Origin of the sequence: Arthrobacter woluwensis, from assembly GCF_030816155.1 — a bacterium.
Taxonomy (GTDB): Bacteria; Actinomycetota; Actinomycetes; order Actinomycetales; family Micrococcaceae; genus Arthrobacter_E; species Arthrobacter_E woluwensis_A.
This window is the reverse complement of record NZ_JAUSXR010000001.1, coordinates 2,198,463-2,223,438: the sequence shown is the minus strand read 5'-3', so window position 1 is coordinate 2,223,438 and position 24,976 is coordinate 2,198,463. Positions and strand designations below refer to the sequence as shown.

The 24,976-nt window shown below is 68.5% G+C and carries 21 protein-coding genes, 1 pseudogene and 1 riboswitch; of the genes and pseudogenes, 6 read left to right on the top strand and 16 right to left on the bottom strand.

All coding sequences use genetic code 11. From position 1 onward, the window contains the following. Positions 1–143: 143 nt before the first annotated feature. The 12 genes from QFZ52_RS10140 to QFZ52_RS10085 form a co-directional block, all read right to left on the bottom strand. Positions 144–710 carry a phosphatase PAP2 family protein gene (locus QFZ52_RS10140; protein ID WP_307497491.1) on the bottom strand — a complete coding sequence of 189 codons (567 nt, stop codon included), beginning with the start codon at positions 708–710 and terminating at the stop codon, positions 144–146. Between the two features lie 53 nt (positions 711–763). Continuing rightward, on the bottom strand, positions 764–2,974 hold the full coding sequence (locus QFZ52_RS10135) for a transglycosylase domain-containing protein (protein WP_307497489.1): 2,211 nt from the start codon (positions 2,972–2,974) through the stop codon (positions 764–766). Between the two features lie 52 nt (positions 2,975–3,026). Further along, positions 3,027–3,572: an SRPBCC domain-containing protein gene (locus QFZ52_RS10130; RefSeq protein WP_307497488.1), complete on the bottom strand. Its 546-nt coding sequence runs from the start codon at positions 3,570–3,572 to the stop codon at positions 3,027–3,029. A gap of 62 nt (positions 3,573–3,634) precedes the next feature. After that, a complete protein-coding gene (locus QFZ52_RS10125) occupies positions 3,635–4,384 on the bottom strand; it encodes a hypothetical protein (RefSeq protein WP_307497487.1) in 750 nt (249 codons plus the stop codon). Between the two features lie 58 nt (positions 4,385–4,442). Beyond that, positions 4,443–5,156 carry a metal-dependent transcriptional regulator gene (locus QFZ52_RS10120; protein WP_307497486.1) on the bottom strand — a complete coding sequence of 238 codons (714 nt, stop codon included), beginning with the start codon at positions 5,154–5,156 and terminating at the stop codon, positions 4,443–4,445. A gap of 74 nt (positions 5,157–5,230) precedes the next feature. Then, the gene (locus QFZ52_RS10115) at positions 5,231–6,490 is read right to left on the bottom strand and encodes an Nramp family divalent metal transporter (protein ID WP_307497485.1); all 1,260 of its coding nucleotides are present in this window, start codon (positions 6,488–6,490) and stop codon (positions 5,231–5,233) included. An 87-nt stretch (positions 6,491–6,577) separates the two neighbouring features. After that, the gene (locus QFZ52_RS10110) at positions 6,578–7,354 is read right to left on the bottom strand and encodes a class I SAM-dependent methyltransferase (protein WP_307497484.1); all 777 of its coding nucleotides are present in this window, start codon (positions 7,352–7,354) and stop codon (positions 6,578–6,580) included. A 119-nt stretch (positions 7,355–7,473) separates the two neighbouring features. Next, positions 7,474–8,883, bottom strand: coding sequence for an aminotransferase class V-fold PLP-dependent enzyme (locus tag QFZ52_RS10105; protein ID WP_307497483.1), 1,410 nt, complete (start codon positions 8,881–8,883; stop codon positions 7,474–7,476). A 38-nt stretch (positions 8,884–8,921) separates the two neighbouring features. Beyond that, positions 8,922–9,037: riboswitch (SAM riboswitch) on the bottom strand. Between the two features lie 72 nt (positions 9,038–9,109). Further along, positions 9,110–9,931, bottom strand: coding sequence for a histidinol-phosphatase (gene hisN / locus QFZ52_RS10100; protein WP_066211009.1), 822 nt, complete (start codon positions 9,929–9,931; stop codon positions 9,110–9,112). Positions 9,932–9,995: 64 nt separating this feature from the next. Beyond that, positions 9,996–11,120 carry a ribosome small subunit-dependent GTPase A gene (gene rsgA, locus QFZ52_RS10095; RefSeq protein WP_373425655.1) on the bottom strand — a complete coding sequence of 375 codons (1,125 nt, stop codon included), beginning with the start codon at positions 11,118–11,120 and terminating at the stop codon, positions 9,996–9,998. Position 11,121: 1 nt separating this feature from the next. Beyond that, positions 11,122–12,489: a 3-phosphoshikimate 1-carboxyvinyltransferase gene (gene aroA, locus QFZ52_RS10090; protein WP_307497482.1), complete on the bottom strand. Its 1,368-nt coding sequence runs from the start codon at positions 12,487–12,489 to the stop codon at positions 11,122–11,124. A 3-nt stretch (positions 12,490–12,492) separates the two neighbouring features. Further along, on the bottom strand, positions 12,493–12,948 hold the full coding sequence (locus QFZ52_RS10085) for a DoxX family membrane protein (RefSeq protein WP_307497481.1): 456 nt from the start codon (positions 12,946–12,948) through the stop codon (positions 12,493–12,495). 171 nt (positions 12,949–13,119) lie between these two features. On the opposite strand from QFZ52_RS10085, the gene QFZ52_RS10080 reads away from it, so the two are divergent. From QFZ52_RS10080 to QFZ52_RS16155, 4 genes are all read left to right on the top strand, one after another. Further along, the gene (locus QFZ52_RS10080; protein WP_307497480.1) at positions 13,120–13,932 is read left to right on the top strand and encodes a sigma-70 family RNA polymerase sigma factor; all 813 of its coding nucleotides are present in this window, start codon (positions 13,120–13,122) and stop codon (positions 13,930–13,932) included. Beyond that, entirely contained in the window at positions 13,929–14,180 is a 252-nt protein-coding gene (gene rsrA, locus QFZ52_RS10075; protein WP_307497479.1) for a mycothiol system anti-sigma-R factor, read from the top strand. Before QFZ52_RS10080 ends, rsrA begins: the two co-directional genes overlap by 4 nt. A 284-nt stretch (positions 14,181–14,464) precedes the next feature. Beyond that, positions 14,465–15,631 (top strand): zinc-dependent metalloprotease family protein, encoded by a 1,167-nt coding sequence (locus tag QFZ52_RS10070; RefSeq protein ID WP_307497478.1) that lies wholly within the window; start codon positions 14,465–14,467, stop codon positions 15,629–15,631. A gap of 150 nt (positions 15,632–15,781) precedes the next feature. After that, positions 15,782–15,856, top strand: a complete 75-nt coding sequence (locus QFZ52_RS16155) for a 50S ribosomal protein bL37 (RefSeq protein WP_369299106.1) — start codon at positions 15,782–15,784, stop codon at positions 15,854–15,856. 118 nt (positions 15,857–15,974) lie between these two features. Here QFZ52_RS16155 and QFZ52_RS10065 read toward each other — a convergent pair whose 3' ends face one another. From QFZ52_RS10065 to QFZ52_RS10050, 4 genes are all read right to left on the bottom strand, one after another. Continuing rightward, positions 15,975–16,592 carry a PadR family transcriptional regulator gene (locus QFZ52_RS10065; RefSeq protein ID WP_307497477.1) on the bottom strand — a complete coding sequence of 206 codons (618 nt, stop codon included), beginning with the start codon at positions 16,590–16,592 and terminating at the stop codon, positions 15,975–15,977. Then, on the bottom strand, positions 16,592–17,410 hold the full coding sequence (locus QFZ52_RS10060; protein WP_307497476.1) for a DUF4097 family beta strand repeat-containing protein: 819 nt from the start codon (positions 17,408–17,410) through the stop codon (positions 16,592–16,594). The genes QFZ52_RS10065 and QFZ52_RS10060 overlap by 1 nt, the downstream gene beginning before the upstream one ends. Before the next feature lie 167 nt (positions 17,411–17,577). Further along, entirely contained in the window at positions 17,578–18,180 is a 603-nt protein-coding gene (locus tag QFZ52_RS10055) for a GDSL-type esterase/lipase family protein (protein WP_307497475.1), read from the bottom strand. A 171-nt stretch (positions 18,181–18,351) separates the two neighbouring features. Beyond that, positions 18,352–22,185, bottom strand: a complete 3,834-nt coding sequence (locus tag QFZ52_RS10050; protein WP_307497474.1) for a multifunctional oxoglutarate decarboxylase/oxoglutarate dehydrogenase thiamine pyrophosphate-binding subunit/dihydrolipoyllysine-residue succinyltransferase subunit — start codon at positions 22,183–22,185, stop codon at positions 18,352–18,354. Positions 22,186–22,530: 345 nt separating this feature from the next. Here QFZ52_RS10050 and QFZ52_RS10045 point away from each other — a divergent pair, with 345 nt between their 5' ends. Both QFZ52_RS10045 and QFZ52_RS10040 read left to right on the top strand, forming a co-directional pair. After that, positions 22,531–23,850, top strand: coding sequence for a hemolysin family protein (locus tag QFZ52_RS10045; protein WP_307497473.1), 1,320 nt, complete (start codon positions 22,531–22,533; stop codon positions 23,848–23,850). After that, a pseudogene (locus QFZ52_RS10040) lies at positions 23,843–24,926 on the top strand (hemolysin family protein). Before QFZ52_RS10045 ends, QFZ52_RS10040 begins: the two are co-directional and overlap by 8 nt. Positions 24,927–24,976 lie beyond the last annotated feature (50 nt).

Here is a 24,976-nt window from a genome sequence, read left to right as displayed (position 1 = left end):
CGTCACTTCAGGTTTGTAGCATTACAACGCAGAGCACGAAAAGGGCGTCGCGGGTTCGATTCCCGCCATCTCCACTGTTGAAAGGCCCTGGATCCTTGAGATCCAGGGCCTTTCGCCGTCTTCAGGGTGTTGCCAGGACCCTGTCACGCCATGAGTGCGTAGGCGCCCCAGACGAGCAGTCCGGCGGGAACTCCGGCGAGCACCTGGGCGACGGTGTGGTCGCCCAGCCGGACCCGCGACCAGCCGACGGCGACGGGGATGAGAAGGAGCGGGGCGCTCCACGGACCCAAGGCGGTCACCAGCGCCGTGGTGGTGAAGACGACGACGGCGGTGTGCACGCTGAGCTTCCAGAACGCGTTGACGGCGCCCACCACGATCATCCCCAGCGCCACCCCGAGCAGCCCGAGCACTGCGGACCACGGCGCGTGCAGGAGGAGGAGAACCGCCCAGCCGATCGCCGCCGAGCCGAGTGAGGCGATCAGCACGGGCAGGCGCTGCCGGCGGTCGCCGACGTGGTGGTCGCTGAGCCGCCCACTCCGGGAGGCGATGACGATGCCCAGGAATGGCCCGATCGCCGTGAAGACGGCGGCGAGCAGGCCGAACCACAGACCGCGCCAGCCGTCCGCCACAGCGCAGCTGATCAACAGGAAAGCGGTGACGAGGACGGTGGGGGAGAAGGCCTCAGTGAGGATCCGGGCTAGACGGCGCACGTCGCCCATCGTATCCGGCGGCAGACGACCCCGGGGAACTGCTGAAGAGCCACTCAGCGCCGGGGCTTGGCCTTCTTCGCCGTGTCCGGTTTCTTCTGGTCGGCCTTCTTCGGCGGGGCCTTCTTGGGCAGCGTCGGCGGATCGAAGGGGCCGTGAGCGTACAGACCGTAAACAGCCTGCATGTACCGTGCCCACTGCGGCCCGGCGATGTCCGCGCCGTCAACGGCCGGGTAGGTGCGGCCGTTGATCGTCACGTTGGTGCCCGGACGCGATTCGCTCGCGTTGAACGGATCGCCGAAGAAGGACGCCGTCGCCAGCCCTCGCGTATAGCCGACGATCCAGGTTTGGTTGTTGTACTGGTTCGTGCCGGTCTTAGCCGCGGCCGGGGCGGTGACCTTGTCCGGGATCAGGAGACCGGAGCCCTTGGAGAGGACGTCCTGGAGCACGTTGGTCGCGCGTTTGGCCACCTCGGGGGTGATCGCGCCGGCCCTGCAGGACGGGCTCTGGCCTCCGAGTCGTTTGCCCTTCCCGTCCTCCACGCGGGTGATGGAGATGGGGGTGCAGTACGTGCCATTGCTCGCGAAGGTGGCGAAGGCGTTCGCCATGGTCAGAGGGGCCACATTGGCTCCGCCCAGGAGGTTGCCGAGGGTGTTGAGCTGGAGTTTCTGGCCCTTCCCGGCGCCGTCGTGCATGCCCAGGGCGTCAGCCGCACGCTGGATGTCGCAGAAGTCATTCAGGCCGGCGGCCGAGGCGAACGTGGCCGTGTTGATGGAGTAGTAGATGCCCATCCGCACGGTCATGGGCCGGTAGAAGCCGGGTGTGTCGTTCTGCAGGTCCGGGGCCGCGCCCTTGTCCATCTCCCGGGAGTTGTAGGCGCCCGCGACCGGGCCGCAGGTGCTCTTCCAGGGGAAGTTCAGCGGATAGACACGTCGCGCGGCGTCCACCGTCTGATCGGGCGATTTGCCCTCACCGAGCCACGCGGCGAGCGTCACCGGTTTCATGGTGGAACCGGGCTGCATGCCGCCCACGCCGCCCAGGGCCTGGCCGGCGTCGTCGGTCTTGTCCACGTTGAAGTTGTACGCCGTGACGAAGCCGGAGCCCTGCTTCGCGAGCATCCGGGAGTTCTGGGCCATGGCGACCACCTTGCCGGTGCCCGGCTGGATCGTCACCAGGGAGGCGCCCCACTTGTCCGGATTGGCGCCGGTGGTCGCGTCGACCTGGCGCTGCGCCGGACCCTGCAGACGCGGGTCGAGCGTGGTGCGGATCGTGAGACCGCCGCGCTGCAGCAGTTTGAGGCGCTCGTCCGGCGTCGCGCCATAGGCGGGATCGTTCAGGAACTGGTGCAGCACGTAATCGCAGAAGTACGGCGACTGCGCGGCGTAAGCGCAACCCTGGCGCGGCTGCTTCACCGCCAGCTTGAGCGGGGTCTTGACGGCGGCGTCGTGCTTCTTGGCGGTGATGTAGCCGTGCTTGAGCATCGCGTCCAGCACCAGATTGCGGCGCTCGACGGCGCGGTCCGGGTGGGCGATCGGATCGTAGTAGCCGGGGCCGTTCACCAGGCCCGCGAGCAGAGCGGCCTGCGGCAGGCTGAGCTTCGCGGCGTCCACCGAGAAGAAGTACTGGCTGGCGGCCTGGACGCCATACGCGTTGCCGCTGAACGCCACGATGTTGAGGTAGCCCTGGAGGATCTGGTCCTTGCTCAGCCGCTTCTCGAGTCCGAGGGCGAGCTTCATCTCCCGCAGCTTGTCCCCGGTGGTCTTCTGGCCGTTGAGCACGACGTCGGCTGCGTCGCCGCGGGCGGTCCGGCTGTCGTTCAGGACATTGGTCACGTATTGCTGGGTCAGGGTGGAGGCGCCCTGCCGGCCACCCGAGGCGTTGCTGACCAGGGCGCGCATGATGCCCATCGGATCGATGCCGCCGTGTTCGTAGAAGCGGTAGTCCTCGATCGCCACGAGCGCGTTGCGCATGTCGGGGGCGATCTGTTTGAGCGTCACATCCTGACGGTTCTCGCTGAAGACGGTGGCGATCTGCGAGCCGTCGGCTGCGAGGATCCTGCTCACCTGCCCGGGAGGGTTGATGGTGAGTTCCTCCGGCAGGCTGTCGAAGAACTGCACCGAGCCCTTGGTGGCGGCATCCGTGGCGGCCACCAAAGGCGCCAGGAAACCGACCAGGAGCGCACCGATCACGGCGCTCACGGTGGCGAAGGCCAGGAGTCTTCCACCCACTGCGGCCACGGACTTCAGGACATTTCTCGCAGGGCTCATCCCTTCGAGCCTAACGGAAATGCCTGGACGGCCGCTCAGAAGACGACGTGCTTCAGCGGTAGAAACCGTCCCGGAGGCGGACTCCGTGTTCCAGCCAGGCCTTCATCGCGGCGAGCATTCCGGTCCAGCCCATGCAGTTGCCGAAGGCCGCCGTGGCGCCGTCCTCCGTGGGCTTCCACGTGTGCTCGCGCACCACGACCTTGGTGCGGGCGCCGTCGTCCACGGAGGAGAACAGGAAGTCGACCACGGTGCCGTCCGCCTCGACGGACGTGCCCGGGGCCGCGCCCCAGCGCACCGAGATCGCCTCGCCCGGCTCGGCCCGGAGGACCGTGACGGGGACGGCGCCCGGGAAGTCCGCGAAGTCCCACTGGACGGTGGCTCCGGTCTCGAGGCGGCCCACCGCGCCGCCGGTGGTGAAGTACTCACTCAGGATGGCCGGATCGGCCACCGCCTCGTACACGTCCGCGACGGGCCGGGCGATGAAGCCGAAGACCTCGAAGCGGAGGTCCGTGACCGGAGCGCCGCCACTGGGCTCCTGCTGGGCGGCGGGATTCTGCTGGGCGTTCGGCTTCTGCTGGGTGCTGTCCTGGTCTTCCATGAAGTCTCCTTCTCTCGGGGCCCGGAACGTCCGGACCGCGTGCAGTGTCTGGCAGTGCTCCGTCAGCTTGCGGCCTGTCGTCGTTCCGCGGGCCGCCGTCGCACGGCGATCGTCTTGAGGTGATCCGGCCGGGCCGGGTCGAACCAGACATCCACCAGCTCACCGGTGACCACGGGATCGTCCGCGGTGATCATGGCCGGACGGCGGACGAACCGGCGGGTGCCGTTGAGGTCCTCGAAGGAGTAGGTGACCGACGTCAGAATCCGGTTGGACTCGTGGAACCGCTCATAGCCCTGGTTGGTGACCACTCCCGTGGTCAGCCGTCCGGTGCGCACGGTGTCCTCTTCACGGCGCCGGTCGGCGGCCCGCGCGCCCCAGGAGACCACGGACAGGATCCCCAGGAACAGGGCGATTCCGGCCAGCCACCAGGTCCCGGGAATCATCCGCGGTTCCCGGAACCATTCCGGTGCCGGCGCGACGACGGTCGTTCCGAAGGCGGCGGAGGCGCAGGCGAGGGCTTGAGCCGCGCCGAACCCGGGCAGCCGGGGATTGCGCACGGAGCGGGCGACCCAGGTGTTCAGGCCCACGATCGTCGCGCCTGCGGCGACGGTCAGGGCTATGATCCGGAGGATCCACTGCCACGGCTCCGGATCCTCGTTCTCCGTATCGAGCACGGTCACGAACGCGGTGATGCTGTACGCCGTCACGAAAGCGCCGAGGACCAGTGTGAGGCCGGGCACCCAGAGGTCCTGGGCCTGCGGGGTCCTGGATGCTTTGGCACGAGCGGCGGCGTCCGGATCGATGATGCTCATGCAAGGATGCAAACACGATGCCCCGCGATCCGCAATGCTCCGGGGAAGGAACGGACCCTCAGGGGAGGATGCAGCCCTCATGCGGCGAGTCGTCCGCGACCCAGAGGGCGTGCAGCGCCTGCTCGCCCAGCTCCGCGGTGTGGCCCTCCTGGCCGCCGGGAGGGGCCACATGAACCTGCAGTGCGCCGCTGAACGGCTTGCGTTCGCCGACCTCGACGACGGCGTCGACGTCCACGCCCTCCCGGCTGAGGTAGCGCAGGAGCTCCGGGTCGTCGTCGCTGATCCGGGTGATGAGCCCGTGGTGCCCCTCATCCAGCTCGGAGAGCAACCGGGCGTCGGGCAGCGCGACGGTGCCGTCGGCGGTGGGGATGGGATCGCCATGAGGGTCACGGTCCGGGTGGCCGAGTTTCTCCGCGAGGCGCTCCACGAAGGTCTCGGAGACGGCGTGTTCCAGGAGTTCGGCCTCGTCATGGACCTCGTCCCACGCGTAGCCGAGCTCGCGGACCAGGAACGTCTCGATCAGGCGGTGCCGTCGCACGACGGCGAGAGCCAAAGTCCGGCCCTCCGCTGTGAGCGTCACGGCGCCGTAGGGCTTGTGGTCCACCAGGCCGAGGTCCTTGAGTTTGCGCACCATCTCGGACACCGAGGAGTTCGCCACGCCCAGCCGCTGGGCCAGCTGGGTGCTGCTGATGGGCTTGTCCTGCCACTCGGTGAACGAGTAGATGACCTTGACGTAGTCCTCGATCGAGGAGGAGGCGACGGCAGACTTCACGGCCCCAGTTTAGTCGAGGCGGGCGACGGCGCCGGGGTGGTGGTCGGCCGCCGTCGCGCCGGAGCCGCGACTCCTCAGCCGCCCGGGACGAATGTCAGCCAGATCAGCACGCCGTTCAGGACGATCACGAGGAGGGCGCTCACGGCGGCCGCCACCTGGAGCGCGGGATGGTCTGCGTGACGGCCCATGACGCGGCGGTCCCGGCTGAGCAGGAAGAGCGGGATCAGGGCGAAGGGGATGCCGAAGCTCAGGGCGACCTGACTCAGCACCAGCACCTGGGTGGGATCCATGCCGACCGCCAGGATGATCACGGCGGGGATGAGGGTGAGGACCCGGCGCAGGAGGAGCGGGATCTGCACCTTGAGCAGGCCGCCCATGATCGTGGCGCCGGCGTAGGACCCGACCGCGGTGGAGGCGAGACCCGAGGCGAGCAGCCCGACGGCGAACACCGCGCCGATGACCGGGCCGAGCGTCGTCGTGATGGCGGCGTGCGCGCCCTCGATGCTGTCGGTGCCCTCCCGGCCGCTCAGGGCGGAGGCCGCGAGCAGCAGCATGCCGATGTTCACGGCGCCGGCGATGGCCAGGGCGGAGACGACGTCCCAGCGGGTGGCCCGGATGAGGCGGCTCAGAGCCCGGTCGTCCGGTTCCGGGCCACCCACCGGGCGGTGCCGGTCCCGGGAGAGCGCGGAGTGCACGTAGATCGCGTGGGGCATGACGGTCGCACCGAGCATGCTCGCCGCCAGCATCACGGACTCGGTGCCCTGGAAGCGGGGCACCAGGCCTCCGAGCACACCGCCGGCGCTGGGCGGGCTCACGATCAGACCGCACAGGAACCCCACTGTGATGACGGCGAGCAGCACGATGATCGCGTTCTCGAAGCTGCGCTGGCGCCGCCGGTTCTGCATCAGGAGCAGGACCATGGACGCCGCGCCGATGATGATGCCGCCGAGGGGCAGCGGGATGCCGAACAGCAGGTTGAGGGCGATGGCGCCGCCGACCACCTCCGCGAGATCCGTGGCGACGGCCACCGTCTCGGCTTGCAGCCAGAAGAGCCGCCGGCCCCACGTGGGGAACCTCTGCCCCAGGAGTTCGGGGAGGGAGCGTCCGGTGACCAGCCCGAGCTTGGCGGACTGGTACTGGACCATGACGGCCATGATGTTCGCGGCCACGAGGACCCAGACCAGCAGATAGCCGAACTGGGCGCCCGCGGTCAGGTTGGCCGCGACATTGCCCGGGTCCACATAGGCGATGGCGGCGACGAAGGCCGGCCCGAGCAGCAGGATTCCCGCGCCGCGGCGTGGTGCGACGACTCCTGGGGACAGCTCGGTCTTCATCTCATCCTCCTTTAGGCGAGCCGAACCAGGTAATTTCGGCTTGCCTAAAACTCTAGGCTCGGAGACCTCTCGGCGCAAGTGTGACCGTCAGCGCCGCGTGGTCTTCCACGCGTAGCAGCGGTAGGGGAGGGTGAGGATCTCCCCGGGGCGATGTCCGAGATGCTCGCAGAGGTACCACTCGAGGTTGCTGAGGACCTTCTCCCGGGTGGGGGCGGACGCCCGCAGGTAGTAGCTCCGGGATTTGGTCAGCTCCAGGAGATCCTCCGGCGTCACCCGGTCCTGCCACGGGATCACCGCGGCCTGGAGCTCGGTGAAGCCGGGCCCGACGGCGGGCACGAAGTGCGGCTTGATGACGTCACCGGCGTGCATGATGCGGGACAGCCGGTGCACCCACGGGACGGACGTGTCCAGCTGGTTCCAGATCAGTGCGAGGGTCCCGCCCGGCCGCAGGACCCGGAGGGCCTCCGCGCTCGCGGCGAGAGGATCGAACCAGTGCCAGGCCTGGGCCACCGCGATCAGATCGGCGCTCTCCGCACGAAGCCCCGTGGCCTCCGCCGTTCCCTGAACGGTCGCGACGCCGGGGAGTTCCGCATGCAGCTGGGCCAGCATGTCGGCGGAGGGCTCCACGGCCGTCACGTCCAGGCCGAGATCCACGAGCAGCGCGGTGTATTTGCCGGTGCCCGCTCCCAGGTCCACGGCCGATCGCGCGCCGTCCGGCACGCACCATGCAGCTGACTCCGCCGGATACGAAGGCCGGACCTGAGCGTAGTGCTCCCCGCCCTGTTCGAACGCGCGGCCCATCTCCCGGCGGGTGGTGGTGTCCATGCGGGGACCACCGGGCGGCGACACGTGACGGGCTGACATGCTGACTCCTGGACGATGACGGGATCCGCCCGCGGAGCGCGGGGCGGCTTGCCGTTTAAGGGTCGCACAGGGGGCGGACGCGCCGGCCCCTGTGCGACCGGACGTGCTGCGTCAGAGGATCAGTCCGTGGTGGTGCAGGGCGCGGCGCCCGCCGTGCCGGGGGTGTTCGGCGCCCAGTGCGGGTAGCTGCGCTGATCGTTCGCGGGAACCCAGCGTCCGGCGTCGACCACGTAGTCCCAGCCGAGACCGCGTTCGCGCAGCTGCCGGATCCCCTCGATGAGGCACTCGGCGTCCTCGAGCCGCGACCCCAGACCGAAGCTGGCCCGGAGCGATCCGGCGGGCAGGCCCAGCCGCTTGAGCAGCGGGTGGGCGCAGAACTTGCCGTCCCGGAGTCCCACCCCGTGCTCGGCGGAGAGGTAAGCAGCCACGAGGCCGGCGTCGTAACCCTCCACGGAGAAGTTCACCACGCCGATCGAGTCGGTGGAATCGCTGAAGATGCGGTGCACGGTGACGCCGTCCAGGGCGGCGAGACCGTCCTCCAGGTGGCGGCGGATGTCCGCCTCGTGCTGCTGCCACGAGTCGTGGTCGAGGGATGCCAGGACCTGGGTCGCCCGGGCCAGGGTGGCCGCGCCGAGGACGTTCGGGGAGCCGCCCTCATGCCGGGCCGGTCCGGTGGTCCAGACGACCGAATCGAGGCGGGCCTCCCGCACGGCGCCGCCGCCGAGCAGGTGGGGAGTCCCGGCGTCGAGCCAATCGGCACGGCCCACCAGGACTCCGGCGCCGAACGGCGCGTACAGCTTGTGGCCGGAGAAGGCGAGGAAGTCGACGTCGAGCGCGGTGATGTCGATCCGGCGGTGCGGCGCCAGCTGGGCGGCATCCACGACGATCCGGGCGCCGTACTCGTGCGCCAAGGCGGCGAGCTCGGCGATCGGCAGGATCTCACCGGTGACATTGGAAGCGCCCGTCACGGCCAGGAGGGCGACACCGCCGGCTTCGAGCTCCTCCCGGAGGGCCTCCACGGTGGCCGCGATGGTCTCCCGCGCCACGAGGCTCCGGTGACCGACCCGCTGCCAGGGGAGCAGATTGGCGTGGTGCTCGATGTCCAGGTAGAGCACGTCGCCGGCCTGTTCGCCCTGGCGCTGGGGGAGGCAGCCCGCCAGCACGTTCAGCGAATCGGTGGTGTTGCGCGTGAAGATCACCAGGTCATCCGGACGTCCGCCCACGAAGTCGCGCACGATCTCCCGGGCATTCTCGTACACCGAGGTGCTGATCTGCGAGGCGTAGCCGGCGCCGCGGTGCACGCTCGCGTAGTACGGCAGGATCTCGTTCAGGTAGGCCGAGACCACGCTGAGCGCGGGGGCGGAGGCGCCGTAGTCGAGATTGGCGTACCGGGCCGTGCCGCCCTGGATGAGCGGGGCCTGGATCTCCGCGCCGGTGACCGCGGCGAACGGATTGGCGGCCAACGACGGCGCGTGGGCGCGACCGGTTCCGGCGGCGGTGGAGCGGGGGGCGAGGGTGTTGACGGACATGCTGGACCTCTGCATCGTGGAGGGGCCCGCACAGGCGGGCACCGCGCTTGCCGCACCACTTTCTGTGGCCGGCCTGGTCGTCACCCGGGGCACCCCACCGCGTCTGGAGGGTTGCCGGCCAGCAAACCGGGGTTTTGCGCTGGCACTCGTGACCTGATTACGAGAGTAAAACAGCGGCGCGTCCCCGAAGGAACGCGCCGCCAATATTACGTGGAATATGACCTGCTCAGGGGGCCTGCAGCAGATCGTCCAGCCCGGGATTGAGCCTCCGGAGGAACTCTGAATGCAGGATGCCGTTGCTGGCCACCGCGTTGCCGCCGAACGGGCCGTCCTGCCCGTCGAGCGAGGTGAAGCGGCCACCGGCCTCGGTGACGATCGGCACGAGCGCCGCCATGTCGTAGAGGTTCAGCTCCGGCTCGCAGGCGAGGTCCACGGCGCCTTCGGCCAGGAGGCAGTAGGACCAGAAGTCGCCGTAGGCGCGGGTGCGCCAGACCGTGTCGTGGAGGTCGAGGAACTCGTCCCGCAGGCCGAGTTCCTTCCAGCCGCCCAGGCTGGAGTAGGAGAGGGAGGCGTCCTCGAGGCGGTGGACGTCGGACACCTTCAGCCGGGTGGCCGAGGCGAGGGAACGGCCCGTGTAGGCGCCATGGCCCTTGGAGGCCCACCAGCGGCGGCCCAGGGCGGGGGCGCTGACGACGCCGACCACCACCTGATCGTCCTCGATGAGGGCGATCAGCGTGGCCCAGACGGGCACGCCGCGCACGAAGTTCTTGGTGCCGTCGATCGGATCGATGACCCAGCGGCGGGAGGAGTGGCCCGTGGTGCCGAACTCCTCGCCGATGACGGAGTCCCGAGGCCGGGCCCGGGACAGCTGGGCGCGGATGTACTCCTCGGCGCTCCGGTCCGCATCGCTCACCGGTGTCAGATCCGGCTTGGTCTCGACCTTCAGATCCTGGGCTTTGAAGCGCGCCATGGTCTGGGCATCCACCTGGTCCGCCATGACATGGGCAAGCCGGAGGTCATCGGTGTAGTTCTGGGAGGAGTCCATCATGGGTTAAACCGTACCCACAAAGCACGCATCCCAGCTCATCCGGGGCGTGGACGTGACCGCGCCGTCAGGGAGTGCCGAGCTCCTTGGCCTCGCGTTCCTCCTGCGTTCCGGCGTCCAGCACCCGGCGCAGCGACTCCAGCCGCGAGGCTCCGGCGGGCCCGGCGTGTCCCTCGGCCACCCAGGCATCCAGGCCGCAGCCGATCGCCTGCGCGCCGTGCTTGCAGCCGCGCTCGCAGGCCTCGGTGCCGGGCGCCAGATCCGGGAACGCCTGCAGGATGCGTTCGGGATCGACCAGGGCGAGGCCGAAGGACCGGACGCCGGGAGTGTCCACGATCCACGTTCCGGGCCGCGCCCCCGGCATCTGGAGTGCCAGGGCGGAGCTGGACGTGTGGCGTCCGCGGCCGGTGACGGCGTTGACCTGTCCGGTGGCCCGTTCGGATCCCGTCAGGGCGTTGACCATGGTCGACTTGCCGACGCCGGAGTGCCCCAGGAGGACGCTGACGGAGCCGTCGAGCTCCTCCCGCAGTTCCTCGACGGCGGTGCCCAGCAGGGAGGCGGAACCGCCGTCGGCGCTCCGGGCGTCGATCCCGCTGGCTCCCGCCTCCGTGGTGCGGCTGATGATGACTTTGAGATCCAGGGCCTGGTAGTTCGCCAGCAGCTCGGCGGGGTCCTTCACGTCGGCCTTGGTGATGAGCAGGATCGGCTCGATCCCGGCGTCGTACGCGGCCACGAGGGCGCGGTCGATGAAGCCGGTGCGGGGCTCGGGGTTCGCGGCCGCGACCACGACCACGAGCTTGTCCGCGTTGGCGACGACGACGCGCTCCACCGGGTCGGTGTCGTCCGCGCTGCGCCGCAGAAGCGTCTTGCGGGGTTCGATGCGGACCAGCCGGGCCAGCGTGTCGGGATCTCCGGAGACGTCGCCCACGAGGGCCACGAAGTCGCCGACCACGACCGGGTTGCGCCGGAGCTCCTTCGCCCGCGCCGCGATCACCGTCCGCTCCTGCGGCGTCCCCTCGTCCAGGACGGCGGTGTAGCGTCCGCGGTCCACGGTGATGATGCGCCCGATCACCGCATCCGAGTGGCTCGGGCGGTCTTTCGTGCGGGGCCGGGACCCTCGTTTGCTCGGCCGGAGCCGGACATCGGATTCATCCCAGGAGGACAGGGAACGACCGGACTGACCCTGCCCCACGTCAGGAGCCAGCCTGAGTGCCGGCGGGCGAGATCTGCTCCGTGTCCCCTGCGCGTCCGTCCAGCATGGCCGTCCAGAGTGCGGGGAAATCGGGCATGGTCTTGGCGGTGGTGGCGATGTCCTCCACGAACGTCCCCGGCACGGCCAGACCCCAGATGGCGCCCGCGGTGGCCATGCGATGGTCTGCATAACTGTCCAGGACGGCGCCGTGCAGAGGGACGGGCCGGATGATCAGGCCGTCGGCGGTCTCCTCCGCGTCGCCACCCATCCGGCGGATCTCGGTGACGAGGGCCTCGAGCCGGTTGGTCTCGTGACCGCGCAGATGAGCGATGCCGCTCAGGCGCGACGGCGAGTCGGCCAGGGCGCACAGCGCTGCGACCGTCGGAGCCAGTTCGCTCGTGTCGGCGAAGTCGCCGCCCAGGATCCGGGACCCGCCCTGCACCACGAGGGTGGAGCCGTCCAGGGTCACGGTCGCGCCCATCCGGGTGAGGATGTCTCGCCAGAGGTCGCCCACCTGCGTGGTGGGGCTGGGCCAATGCGGCACGCGGACGGTGCCGCCCGTGACGAGCGCCGCTGCGAGGAACGGACCGGCGTTGCTGAGGTCCTGCTCGATCCGGACGTCGAAGGCGCTGATGGGGCCGGGGGAGACGAACCAGTGGTCCGGCACGGAGTCGTCCACCGTGACACCCAGGGACCGGAGGACTTCGACGGTCATCCGGATGTGGTCCAGGCTGGGCACGGGCTTGCCGGCGTGCTCGATGTGGAGGCCATCGTCGAAGCGGGCGCCGACCAGGAGGAGGGCCGAGACGAACTGGCTGCTCCCGCTCGCGTCGATGATCACGTGGCCGCCGGGGACGGAGCCTTCGCCGCGCACGGTGAAGGGGAGCGACGCCGGGGCGCCGCCGTCGTCGGACGTCAGGGTGATGCCGAGCGCCGCGAGTGCCTGGATGATCGCGCCCATGGGGCGCTGACGGGCGTGGGGGTCACCGTCGAAGTGGGTGTCACCCCTGCGCAGGGCCGCCAGCGGGGGGACGAACCGCATGACTGTCCCGGCGAGCCCGCAGTCCACGCTCACGGCGGAGGCCGGGGCGTCCTGGGGGATCGGGGTGATGACCAGATCCGGACCGAAGGACCCGTCCCCGGGGACCTCCTCCACGGTGGCGCCCAGGCTGCGCAGGGCCGCGATCATCAGCGCCGAGTCGCGGGAATGCAGAGGCGCGCGGAGCCGGGAGGGGCCGTCCGCGAGTGCGGCGAGCACGAGGTAGCGGTTGGTCAGGGATTTGGAACCCGGCACCGAGACGGTCGCGTCGACCGGACCGGTGGCCAGGGGCGCCGCCCAGGGCTGGACGACAGGGGCTTGCTGCGGCACGAATCAGTCTCCCTTGGAGGCGCCGGCGCCACCCTCGGGCCGGTTCTGCACACGCCACACGAGGCTCGGCTTCCCCGCGGTGTCCACGATGGCCAGCAGGGCGGCGCCGTTGAGCGAGAGGTTCTTCAGGAGCTGATTGCGGCGAGCCGCGCGGCCTTCCTTGGTGGTCGCGTCAGCGGCGCGGTACTCCAGAGCCGTGGTGCACGCGGCGGAGGCGGCGAGCACCAGAGCGGCGAGACGCGGCAGTTTGCCGAAGGCGAAGAGAGCGCCCGCACCCAGCTGCGCGCCGCCGGCTGCGCGATTCAGGAAGGCGTCCCCGAGCTCGACCGGCAGGGTGTCCGCCACGCGGCGTGCCAGCACGGCGGGCCGGACGGTGGGATCCTGGGCCTTCTTGATCTTGTGGATGCCGTCGGCGATGAAGCTGCTGGCGAGGAGCGGACGGGCAAGGATTCGAACCATGGACACGAGACCTCCTGGAGAGATGGGTTCACCTGGTGGGTCACGGGACAGGAGCGCCCGGACTACCTCTAGTCTTGCATCTTTGCGGAATAATTGCGCCGCGGAACCGGTTGTCCGAAGCAGTGATGACACGAGGAGAAGCCTCGTGCCGACGATGTTTCAGGAGTGCCCATGCCCGTGGTCTTGGATCGCCCGGCCGCACCCGTGGGCTGGACCGGTGGCTCCCGGGTTCCGGCCCTGTCCGCGGGGCTAGACTGGGACGCGATGAACACCACGGAATCGGAGATCCCCGGGTCCGGAGCCGCAGCGGCCCGGAAGACGGACGAAGAAGCAACGGGGCGGTCGGCCTCGGACAGCAGTGCGGTGGATGTCGCGTCCGAGAGCGACGACCAGCGGCGGGCCCGTTTCGAGCGGGACGCCATGCAGTACGTGGACCAGCTGTATTCGGCGGCCATGCGCATGGCCAGGAACCCCGCCGACGCTGAGGATCTGGTGCAGGAGGCCTACACCAAGGCGTTCTCGGCCTTCCACCAGTACAAGCCCGGAACGAATCTGAAGGCCTGGCTGTACCGCATCCTGACCAACACGTACATCAACCTCTACCGCAAGCGGCAGCGCGAGCCTCTGCAGTCCCATGGGGAGACCATCGAGGACTGGCAGCTGGCGCGGGCGGAGTCCCATACGTCAACGGGCCTCCGTTCCGCTGAGACGGAAGCCCTGGACCACCTGCCGGACTCGGACGTCAAGCGGGCCCTGCAGTCCATTCCGGAGGAATTCCGGCTGGCGGTGTACTTCGCGGACGTCGAAGGCTTCGCGTACAAAGAGATCTCAGAAATCATGAACACCCCGATCGGGACGGTCATGTCCCGCCTGCACCGTGGACGCCGGATGCTCCGCGAGATGCTGGCGGAGTACGCGGCGGAACGGGGGATCGGCGTGCGGCGCACCGCGGCCGACACGGCACCAGTGGAGAAAGCGAAATGAAAGACTGCCAAGGCCTGGGCGATTGTGAAGACGCCCGTATTGAACGCATCTACGAATACCTCGACGGCGCGCTGCCCCGCGCCGATGTCGAGGAGATCAAGGATCACCTGGCGAACTGCCCCAACTGCCTGGAGCAGCACGACCTCGAATGCATGATCCGGTCCATGGTGAAGCGTTCCTGCACGGAAGCCGCCCCGGACCAGCTGAAGCAGAGCATCCTGGAGAAGATCCACGCCGCCCGCGGCTGACCTTCGACCCTCGCGGCGCGCCGAGCCTCGGCGCCAGCTGAATTCCGTGGAAGCCCCTGTGCCCGTCCCGAGTGGACCGGCACGGGGGCTTTTCCGTGCCCTGGGACGCGGCTTCGCAGGAGGCTGTCTTCCGCTCGGTCGCCTGTTGTTAATTGTTTAACTTTTTCTGTAACAGTCATTGAAGAGGACTGTGACGATCTGGTCTTGTGGAAGTGATCACAGCCCGGCCCACCCGGCCGGAGCATCCTGTGGTCCTCGCACCTCCACCCTGAAAGGTGATCACCATGAGACAGAAGATCGTGAGCGCAGCCTCCGCCGGGGTCCTGACCCTGGGTCTGGGCCTGTTCGGCGTATTGCTTCCCGCCGGCCCGGCCCAGGCGGCCATCACCCCTACCTCGACGGACTCCGACGGCGACGGCCTGCCCGACGCCTGGGAGACCAACGGCGTCGACACGAACGGGGACGGCGTCATCGACCTTGACCTTCCCGCGCTGGGGGCTGACCCGCACCGGGCGGACCTCTTCGTCGAGCTGGACTACATGCCGGGTCTCCTGCCGTCCACGGCGGAGCTCGACAGGATCCGGCAGGGCTTCGCGGACCTCCCCGTCAACAACCCCGACGGCACGACCGGCGTCACGATCCACCTCGACGCGGGATCAGCACGTGGAGCGGCCTACGATCTGGGCGGCGGCAATGAGATCCCGTACAAGCAGAACCTGAGCGGCGTGGACGAGGTCCGCACACTTCGGCAGCAGTACTCCGACGCGAACCGTGCCAATGTCTTTCACTACGCGGTGTTCGGTGACAGTTACGGCAACAGCTCGTCGTCGGGACAGGCGTGGATCAACGGGCTGGAACTGCTGGTGACGGTGGGACCCCGCTACTGGGGCAACGCCAGCAGCGACACCCGCGTGGGCACCTTCATCCACGAGCTCGGGCACAACCTCGGTCTGACGCACGGCGGCGCCGACAACGTCAACAACAAGCCGAACTACCTGAGCATCATGAATTACTCGTACCAGCTCACGGGCGTCCCGCAGACCGCGGGAGCGGCCTACTTCGGGTACTCCACCCGCTCGCAGATCAGCCTCAACGAGGCGGCCCTCAACGAAGGGGCCGGACTCGGAGCCGCGGCGGCGGGCAACCAGCTGTACTGGTGGACCGGTGGCACGCGCCATCAGGCCCGAGCCGACGCCGCGATCGACTGGAACTGGAACGGCGTCATCAACCCGGGCACCGTGAAGCAGGACATCAACAAGGACAAAGCGGTCGGCACCCTGAACGCCCCGAATGATCTGCAGAACCTGAGTCTCGCCGTCGGCACCAAGGGCAAGGCGTACAGCGGCCGGACCGCCCGCAGCGCACCGGTCCCGCTCGTGGCCGAGACGAATGAGCTCACCTACGAACTGGCCCGGCAGCTCCACCCGGACAAGGTCCCGGCCAAGCGCTGAGCGGCGTGAGCGCGCCGGACGCCTGCTCACACCCTGAACGCCCGACGTCGGCCCTCACTCTGCGCCGATGGCGCGGTTTCGCTCCGGTCGCCTCCATATGGGAGACTTGAGGGCAGCTCTTTGAGAGTCGAGAACAGAAGGAGTCCAGCTATGAGCAAGCGTGCACGCAAGCGTCGTGATCGTAAGCGTGGCGGTGCCAACCACGGCAAGCGCCCCAACACCTGAGACTGACTGCCGCCCCGTGCGGCAGATCATCTCAGCGTGACGCTGAACAGTCGGGCCCTGGAACCATTGCGGTTCCAGGGCCCGAGGCGTCTGTGGATCAGGACGGCGTGTGGCGGGGTCAGCTCCTGAAGAGCTCCTTCGCCTCCGTGCGGGCCCTGTCCAGGATGGTGCGCAGTGCGTCCAGCTCGGTCTCGTTCAGCTCACCGTGGGCTTTGCGGAGCCTCACGAGCATCAGGAGCTCCGACCGGAAACCGGTGATGAGCTGTTCCGCGGCCTGGCTGAGGGCGGTGGCCCGGGCCTGCGACGCCGAGGTCCCCGGCTTCACATACCCGTGGTGCGCGGCCTCCGCACGGGCCTGGCGAGTGGTGGACGTCAGTTCCTCGCGGAGGGAGCGCATGTTGCTCCCGATGTCCTCCCGCAGGGTGTCCGCCAGGCGTCGGACGGACGCCGAGATGTCGTTCTCCACGCCGGACAGCTCCTCCCGGCGATTCTCGAGTTCCCGGCGGCCGGCGTCGGTCAGGCTGTAACTCGTGCGCCGTCCGTCCACCTGGGTGCTGACCAGTCCTTCCTCTTCCAGCTTGGCGAGCCGGGGATAGATGGTCCCGGCACTGGGGGAGTAGGTCCCGTTGAAGCGGTCGCTGAGGGCCTTGATGAGGTCGTAGCCGTGTTTGGCGCCGTCCTCCAGCAGAGCCAGAAGGTAGAGACGCAGGGCGCCGTGGGCGAAGACGGGGGGCATTACAGTTCTCCTTCCTCGTCCGGGGCGTGCACCACCGAGACGTCGCCGGACACGGAATTGGTGCGGAGCACCAGGAGGTGTTCCTCCGGTCCGACGATGGTGGCGACCGTGTTCTTCACGGGCATGTAGCGCTGCGTGTCGATGGTGACCTGGCCGGAGCCGGTCTTGGCCTTCAGGTCGACGCCCACGGTGTGGGGGAGCCGGATGGTCATGTCACCCGAGACGGTGTTGGCGCCGATGTCCTGCGTGTCCGCGGAGACGTCCAGGAGGATCTCGCCGCTGACGTTGTTGAGCCGGACGTGGTTGAGCGCGCCGGTGGCAGTGACGGCTCCGGACACGGTGTTCACGGACAGGCTGCCGCGGTGATTGCGGACGATCGCCTCGCCGCTGACCGAGTTCACGTCCAGGTGGGAGGCGGTCTGGTCGGCCACCACGTCGCCGGAGACGGTGTTGAGGGAGGTCTTGGCCGTGGTGCCGGAGACCAGTCCGTTGCCGGCGACGGTGGACGCGTCCACCTGGATGCCGACAGGCACGGCGATGCTGATGATGACCGAGTTCTCCTGGGACTGGGTCACGGTGTTCATGACGTTCTTGAACCAGCCCTGAGGTCCCGGTTCCTGGTGCCGGACCTCGAGGCGTCCGGCGTTGAAACTGACGTCGAGGGGATCACCGGAGATCTCTGAGACCTCGATGCGGGTGATGCTGTCCTCGTGGGTGACCACGTCGAAGCGCCCGTGCACGATGCCGAGCTTCAGGGACGTCACGCCTTCGATGTCGATCGTCTGCGGACCGGTGACGGCCCAGCGTTCCTCTGCCATGCTCTCCTCCTCGGATCTTGCGATATATCGCGTTTGTGATTTCACGATATATCGCGATATATCTCGAGTCAAGAGGTTCTTTTAAACGCACTGAGTGCTCAGTTGTTGCGGGTGTCGGCGTTCGACACCCGCAACAACTGAGCACTCAGTGCGGGAAGCGGGGAGAGTCAGTCCGTGGGCTCCGCGATTTTGAGCCACTGGAACCAGCCCCGGTGCAGGACGAGCCAGGCCATCAGCCCGTAGCCGGCCTGGCCGGGGGCGCCGGCATTGGCCGCCAGGTCATTGCGCCATTGCTCATGGTTGAGCAGGGGAGCGAAGGTGTCCACGTACAGGTGGTGACGGCGGGTGGTCACATCGGCGAAGGCCGTGTTGAGATCTGCCAGACGCCGGTTCTTGGCCGGGTCGAGGCTCGGGGGCGGGCCCACCACGAAGACGGAGACGCTCGCCTGCGACGCGTGATCCAGGATGTTCGCCAGATTCAGGCGGCTGCGCGCGGTGGAGAGCCCGAAGTCGATGTCCCGTCCGGAGAGGCCGATGACCAGGCGGTTCTCATAGCCCTGACCGAAACGGCGGCCCGTCTCGTCCGCCCAGCGCGCCGAAAGACCCTCGGTGCCCTCTTCGGGGCACGGCAGCGAGTAGCTCTCCAGAGCGAACTGATCCCGCGGCGTGCGGGCCAGCACCCGGCCGTACCAGCCCAGTGCGCGAGGGTCGCCGAGTCCTGCCAGCAGTTCATCGCCGATCGCGGCGATTCGAAGTTTCCTGTCCTCCACAATGTCCTTTCGCGCAGCTGATGCGCCGTGTCCGGCGCAGCGTCCCCACTCCATTAAACGACAGACGCCCGCCGCCTGTGCCACGAAGCGCAGGTGACGGGCGTCTGGAAGCCGCGACGCGCCGTCGTGCGTCACCGCTGTGCGGTGGGCGACGACGGCGCGTCGGCCGGGTCAGGCCCGGTGGTCGAAGGCCTGCTGCAGGAGCAGTGCGTTCTCGGCCGCGTGACGCTTGCCGGTGCCGGCGGCCGTCGAGGCGGACGCGCGACGGCTGACCAGGCGGACCGGGCGGTCCAGGGACGGCACCAGGTTCAGGGCCATGAAGCTCCACGGGCCCTGGTTGGCGGGCTCGTCCTGGGCCCAGACGACGTCGGCGTTCGGGTACTTGGCGAGCTCCGCGCGGATCTCCTCTTCGGGCAGCGGGTACAGCTGCTCGACGCGGACGATCGCCGTGCTGGAGTCCTGAGCCTTGTCGCGGTTGGCCAGAAGGTCGTAGTACAGACGTCCCGCGACCAGGATGACGCGCTGCACGGCAGCCGGATCCAGCTCGGCGTGGTCGCCGATCACCGGCTGGAAGCCGCCCGTGGTGAAGTCGGCGACCGAGCTGGCGGCGCCCTTCAGACGGAGGAGCTGCTTCGGGGTGAAGACGATCAGCGGCTTGTGCGGGCGGCTGTAGGCGTGACGGCGCAGCAGGTGGAAGTGGTTCGCCGCGGTCGTCGGCTCCGCCACCACCATGTTGTTCTCCGCGCACATCTGCAGGAAGCGCTCGATGCGGGCCGAGGAGTGGTCCGGGCCCTGGCCCTCGTAGCCGTGCGGCAGCATGAGGACGAGCGAGGAACGCTGACCCCACTTCTGCTCGGCCGAGGAGATGAACTCGTCGATCACGGTCTGGGCGCCGTTGACGAAGTCGCCGAACTGCGCCTCCCACATGACCAGGGCGTCCGGACGCTCCACCGAGTAGCCGTACTCGAAGCCCATGGCCGCGTACTCGGAGAGCAGCGAATCATAGATCCAGAGCTTGGCCTGGTCCTCGGAGAGGTGTTCCAGAGGGGCCCATTCCTGGCCGGTCTTGCGGTCGTGGAACACCGCATGACGCTGCACGAAGGTGCCGCGGCGGGAGTCCTGACCGGTGAGACGGACGGGGACGCCCTCCATCACGAGCGAGCCGAAGGCCGCGATCTCGCCGAAGCCCCAGTCGATGCCGCCGTCGACGGACATCTGCGCACGCTTCTCGAGGAGCTGCTTGAGCTTCGGGTGGACCGTGAAGCCCTCCGGGACGTTGAGGAAGGCCTTGCCGATGTGGGCGAGGGTCTGAGCGCTGATCGCGGTGGTGCTCGGCGTGTTGACCATGCCGTCGTTGCGCTGCGCCATCGGCCGCTCGATGCCGGACACGGCCGCGGAATCCGAGGTGATGACCGGGATCGGGGAGGTCTGGGCGGCGTGGGTCTCCGCGAAGACCCGCTCCAGGCGCTCCTGGTAGTCGCGCAGCAGCTGCTCCGCTTCTTCCTCGGTGATGTCGCCGCGGCCGATCAGGGCCTCGGTGTACAGCTTGCGGACGCTGCGCTTGGCTTCGATCAGGTTGTACATGAGCGGCTGGGTCATCGAGGGGTCGTCACCCTCGTTGTGACCGCGGCGGCGGTAGCAGACCATGTCGATGACGACGTCCTTGTGGAACCGCTCGCGGAACTCGAAGGCGAGCTGGGCCACGCGGACCACGGCCTCCGGGTCATCGCCGTTCACGTGGAAGACGGGCGCCTGGATCATCTTGGCGACGTCGGTGGAGTACGTGGAGGACCGCGAGGACGACGGCGACGTGGTGAAGCCGACCTGGTTGTTCACGATCACGTGGATGGTGCCGCCGGTGCGGTAGCCGCGCAGCTGAGACAGGTTCAGCGTCTCCGCGACCACACCCTGGCCCGCGAAGGCCGCGTCGCCGTGGACGAGGATGGGGAGGACCGGGAAGGCGGTGCCCTGGTCCAGCAGATCCTGCTTGGCGCGGACGATGCCTTCCAGCACCGAGTCCACGGCCTCCAGGTGGGACGGGTTGGCGGCCAGGTAGACCTTGGTGGCGTTGCCCGACTCGGAGGTGAAGGTGCCCTCGGTGCCGAGGTGGTACTTCACGTCACCGGAGCCCTGGACGCTGCGCGGGTCCTGCGTGCCTTCGAACTCGCGGAACACCTGAGCGTAGGTCTTGCCGGCGATGTTGGTCAGCACGTTGAGACGGCCACGGTGGGCCATGCCGATCGCGACCTCGTCGAGGCCCTTGTCCGCGGCGTCCGAGATGATGGCGTCCAGCAGCGGGATGAGCGACTCGCCGCCTTCGAGGGAGAAGCGCTTCTGCCCGACGAACTTGGTCTGCAGGAAGGTCTCGAAGGCCTCAGCGGCGTTCAGGCGCGAGACGATGCGGAGCTGCTCCTCGCGGCTCGGCTTGGAGTACGGGTGCTCCAGCTCATCCTGGAACCACTGACGCTCCTCAGGATCCTGGATGTGCATGTATTCGATGCCGGTGGTGCGGCAGTACGCGTCGCGCAGCACGCCGAGGATGGTGCGGAACTTGAGGAACTGCTTGCCGCCGAAGCCGCCGGTGGGCCATTCGCGGTCCAGATCCCAGAGGGTCAGGCCGTGGTTGAGCACATCCAGGTCCGGGTGCTTGCGCTGGACGTACTCGAGCGGATCGGTGTCCGCCATGAGGTGTCCGCGCACGCGGTAGGAGTGGATGAGCTGCTGGATGCGGGCGACCTTGTTGATCTCGTCGGCCGGGTCGACCTGGACGTCCGGGCTCCAGCGCACGGGCTCGTACGGGATGCGGAGCTCTTCGAAGATCTCGTCGTAGAAGTTCTGCTCGCCCAGCAGGAGCTGGTGGACGATCCGCAGGAACTCGCCCGAACCGGCGCCCTGGATCACGCGGTGATCGTAGGTGGAGGTCAGAGTGATGATCTTACCCACGGCCATCTCGGCGAGCTTCTTCTCGCTGGAGCCCTGGAACTCGGCCGGGTATTCGAGAGCGCCGACGCCGATGATCGCGGCCTGGCCCTTGGACAGGCGCGGGACCGAGTGCACCGTTCCGATGCCGCCGGGGTTGGTCAGGGAGACCGTGGTGCCGGAGTGGTCGTCCGCGGTCAGCTTGCCGTTGCGGGCGCGCTTGATGAGGTCCTCATAGGTGCGCCAGAACTCGGCGAACCGCAGGGTCTCGGCCTTCTTGATGTTCGGCACCACCAGCAGACGGCTGCCGTCCGGGCGGGGCATGTCGATCGCGATGCCGAAGTTCACGTGGGCGTTCTCGACCGCGACCGGCTTGCCGTCCTGCACGTCGTACGTGACGTTCATGGAGGGGAACTGCTTGAGCGCCTTGACCACGGCGAAGCCGATGAGGTGCGTGAAGGAGACCTTGCCGCCGCGGGCGCGGGCCAGGTGGTTGTTGATGACCACGCGGTTGTCGATCAGGAGCTTGGCCGGGACGGCGCGCACGCTCGTGGCCGTGGGGACCTCAAGGCTGCTCACCATGTTGGCGGCGATGGCCTTGGCCGGTCCACGGAGGACCTGGACCACGTTCTCCTCGTGCGGGCCGGAGTCCGCGGGGGCGCTCTTGGGCAGCTGGGCGGGGATCGGCGCGGTGGCCGTGGTGCGGTTGCCGTCCTTGGCGACGACGCGCGGCGGGGCCTTCGCCGCGGGCGCGGCCGGGGCGGTCTGAGCCGGATCACCCTGGGCCGGGGCGGCGGGTGCCGGAGCGGCAGGCGCCGGTGCAGCGGCGGCGGGCGGCGCCGTCGCGGGAGCAGGTGAGGCGGGTGCCTCGGTCGCAGTGGCGGTCTTGGTCGCCTGGGCCACGGTCGGCAGCACCTGAGTCTGCGTCGACGGGGCCGGGTTGCCTGAACCGTAGTTCTCGAAGACAGACCACCACTTGGAGTCCACAGAGTTCTTGTCTTTCAGAAACTGCTCGTAGAGCTCATCTACAAGCCACTCATTTCCGCCGAACTCTTCGGGTAGACGGTGGTTTGGCTGCTCTGGCACGTGATACGCCTCTTCCATTTTTGTTTGCCCGCTGGAATGAGAGCCGGCCTCGGTGCCGGCCTGGTCCAGTGCCGGGTTGCGTGAACCCAGACCTTTGCAAGTCTAGTGACGAGGCTTGCTGAGGGCTAATCTACAGAGCGTAAAACTTTGCGTGCCATCCGGGCCCGGCTCTGGATAGACTGGTCTTCTTATGGACAGTCATTCCAGGTGCCGGCCTGGACACTCCCGACGCCGCCGCAGCCACGCTGCCCCAGCGGCTTCCGATCCAGCCGGCAGACCCCGATCCCATGCCCATCCACCCGCCCGCGGGCTGACCGCTGCCAGCCGAGGGGGTGACCACGCCCCATGGAATGGCTCTTCCTCGTCTTCGGCATCCTGCTGATCTTCGGCACCGGCTTCTTCGTGGCCGTGGAATTCTCCCTCGTGGCCCTCGACCAGGCACAGGTCCAGGCCGCTGTCGACGACGGCGATGAGGCCGCCAAGCCTCTGCTGGCCTGCCTGAAGTCCCTCTCCACCCAGCTGTCCAGCTGCCAGCTGGGCATCACGCTGACCACACTGCTCACCGGCTATGTGCTGGAACCGTCGGTCGGCAGTCTGCTCAAGGAACCTCTGAGGGGCCTGGGTCTCGCCGACCCGACCCCGGTGTCTCTCGTGGTCGCGATGATCGCGGCCACCGTCTTCTCCATGATCCTGGGCGAGCTGGTGCCCAAGAACCTCGCGATCGCCAAGGCCATGGCCGTCGGCAAGGCCGTGGCCCGTCCGCAGCTCGTGTTCACGATGATCTTCAAGCCCGCGATCATCGTCCTCAACGGCTTCTCCAACAAGGTGCTCGGCATCTTCGGACTGGAGGCCAAGGAGGAGATCTCCGGCGCCCGCACCCCGGACGAGCTCGCCTCCCTGGTGCGCCGTTCCGCCGAGATGGGGACCCTGGATCCCGGCACCGCCGAGTTCCTGGCGCGCACCCTGCGCTTCTCCGACAAGACCGCGGCGGACGTCATGACCCCGCGTTTCCGCATGGAGACGCTGGACGCCGTGGAGCCGGTGACCGCCGTCGTCGATGCGGCCCGTGCCACCGGCTACTCCCGCTTCCCCGTCACCGGAGAGTCCGTGGACGACATCAGGGGAGTGGTGCACATCAAGAAGGCCGTGTCGGTGCCGACCGCCAAACGCGCCGAACTGGAGGTCGGCTCCCTCATGACCGAGGTGTTCCGGGTTCCGGAGACCATCCCGCTGGATGACCTCATCGCCGAGCTGCGCGCCTCCAACATGCAGCTGGCCGTGGTGCTGGACGAGTACGGCGGCACTGCCGGCGTCGTGACGCTGGAGGACCTGGTCGAAGAGATCGTGGGCGAGGTCGCCGATGAGCATGACCGGCGGAGGCCGGGCGTGCTCCAGGGCGCGGACGGCCGGTGGTTCTTCCCCGGCCTGCTGCGGCCGGACGAGGTCGGGGCCCAGATCAAGGGCCTCGTCATCCCCGAGGACGGTTCCTACGAGACGGTGGGTGGCTTCGTGATGGGCAGCCTGGGACGCATCCCGGTGGCCGGCGATCACGTCGCGGTCCAGGGCGGCGAATTGCGCGTGGTCCGTATGGACGGGCGCCGGGTGGACCGGCTCGCCTTCGTGCCGCGCGACGAGGAATCCACTGAGGGGGCGCGCCATGAGTGACTGGATGGGAATCCTCTGGCTGGTGGTGCTCCTGCTCGGCAACGCCTTCTTCGTGGCGGCGGAGTTCGCCATCATGTCCGCGCGCCGCAGTCAGATCGAGCCTCTGGCCGAGGCGGGGTCGCGACGCGCGGCCACCACCTTGAAGGCCATGGAGCAGGTCTCGCTCATGCTCGCCTGCGCCCAGCTCGGCATCACGGTGTGCTCGCTGCTCATCCTGCAGGTGGCCGAACCGGCCATCCACCACCTGATCGCGGAGCCGCTCGAGCACCTGGGCATCCCGGAGACGCTCGCCGGTGCGCTGGCGTTCGCTGCGGCACTGCTCGTGGTGACCTTCCTGCACGTGACCTTCGGTGAGATGGTGCCGAAGAACATCTCGGTGTCCGCCGCGGACAAGGCGGCCCTGCTGCTGGCCCCTGTGCTGGCGGCGCTGGCCACCATGCTGCGGCCGGTCGTGGCCACGCTGAACTGGTGCGCCAACCACGTGCTCAAGCTCATGCGGGTGGAGCCGAAGGATGAGGTGACCTCCACCTTCACCCTGGAGGAGGTGCAGTCGATCGTCCACGAATCCACGCGGCACGGCCTCGTGGAGGACGACGCCGGCCTTGCTCACGGGCGCTCTGGAGTTCTCCGAGCGCCGCGCGTCCCAGGTGATGGTCCCGCTGGACCGCCTGGCGACGCTGAGTGAGGACGCCACGCCGCAGCAGTTCGAACGGATGGTCTCCAAGACCGGCTACTCCCGCATCCTGCTGAAGGACGACGAGGGCGAGCTGTCCGGGTACCTCCACATCAAGGACGTCATCTCCATTCCGGAGTCCCAGTACGACCAGCCCATCGCGGTGGTCCGCCAGCGGTCGCTGGTGAACATCGACCCGGAGATGGAGATCGAGGACGTGCTGGCCCGGATGCAGAAGAGCGGGTCCCACGTGGCTCGTGTGGTGGACGGGCAGGGGCGAACCCTGGGTGTCCTCTTCTTCGAGGACGTCATCGAGGAACTGGTGGGTGAGATCCAGGACGAGACTCAGGCGAAGGACGCCGTGCGGTACTGGGAGAGTCAGCGGACATCCGAGGAATCGTGACATCCACCCTTAAATGGAAATGATTCTCATTTAGGTCTAGGCTGGGGGAA

Coding starts and splice junctions, on each gene's coding strand:
- QFZ52_RS10135 (WP_307497489.1), bottom strand. CDS start 2,974: ATGAGCCCTGCGAGAAATGTCCTGAAGTCCGTGGCCGCAGTGGGTGGA.
- QFZ52_RS10130 (WP_307497488.1), bottom strand. CDS start 3,572: ATGGAAGACCAGGACAGCACCCAGCAGAAGCCGAACGCCCAGCAGAAT.
- QFZ52_RS10125 (WP_307497487.1), bottom strand. CDS start 4,384: ATGAGCATCATCGATCCGGACGCCGCCGCTCGTGCCAAAGCATCCAGG.
- QFZ52_RS10115 (WP_307497485.1), bottom strand. CDS start 6,490: ATGAAGACCGAGCTGTCCCCAGGAGTCGTCGCACCACGCCGCGGCGCG.
- QFZ52_RS10110 (WP_307497484.1), bottom strand. CDS start 7,354: ATGTCAGCCCGTCACGTGTCGCCGCCCGGTGGTCCCCGCATGGACACC.
- QFZ52_RS10105 (WP_307497483.1), bottom strand. CDS start 8,883: ATGTCCGTCAACACCCTCGCCCCCCGCTCCACCGCCGCCGGAACCGGT.
- hisN (WP_066211009.1), bottom strand. CDS start 9,931: ATGATGGACTCCTCCCAGAACTACACCGATGACCTCCGGCTTGCCCAT.
- QFZ52_RS10085 (WP_307497481.1), bottom strand. CDS start 12,948: ATGGTTCGAATCCTTGCCCGTCCGCTCCTCGCCAGCAGCTTCATCGCC.
- QFZ52_RS10080 (WP_307497480.1), top strand. CDS start 13,120: ATGCCCGTGGTCTTGGATCGCCCGGCCGCACCCGTGGGCTGGACCGGT.
- rsrA (WP_307497479.1), top strand. CDS start 13,929: ATGAAAGACTGCCAAGGCCTGGGCGATTGTGAAGACGCCCGTATTGAA.
- QFZ52_RS10070 (WP_307497478.1), top strand. CDS start 14,465: ATGAGACAGAAGATCGTGAGCGCAGCCTCCGCCGGGGTCCTGACCCTG.
- QFZ52_RS10065 (WP_307497477.1), bottom strand. CDS start 16,592: ATGCCCCCCGTCTTCGCCCACGGCGCCCTGCGTCTCTACCTTCTGGCT.
- QFZ52_RS10060 (WP_307497476.1), bottom strand. CDS start 17,410: ATGGCAGAGGAACGCTGGGCCGTCACCGGTCCGCAGACGATCGACATC.
- QFZ52_RS10045 (WP_307497473.1), top strand. CDS start 22,531: ATGGAATGGCTCTTCCTCGTCTTCGGCATCCTGCTGATCTTCGGCACC.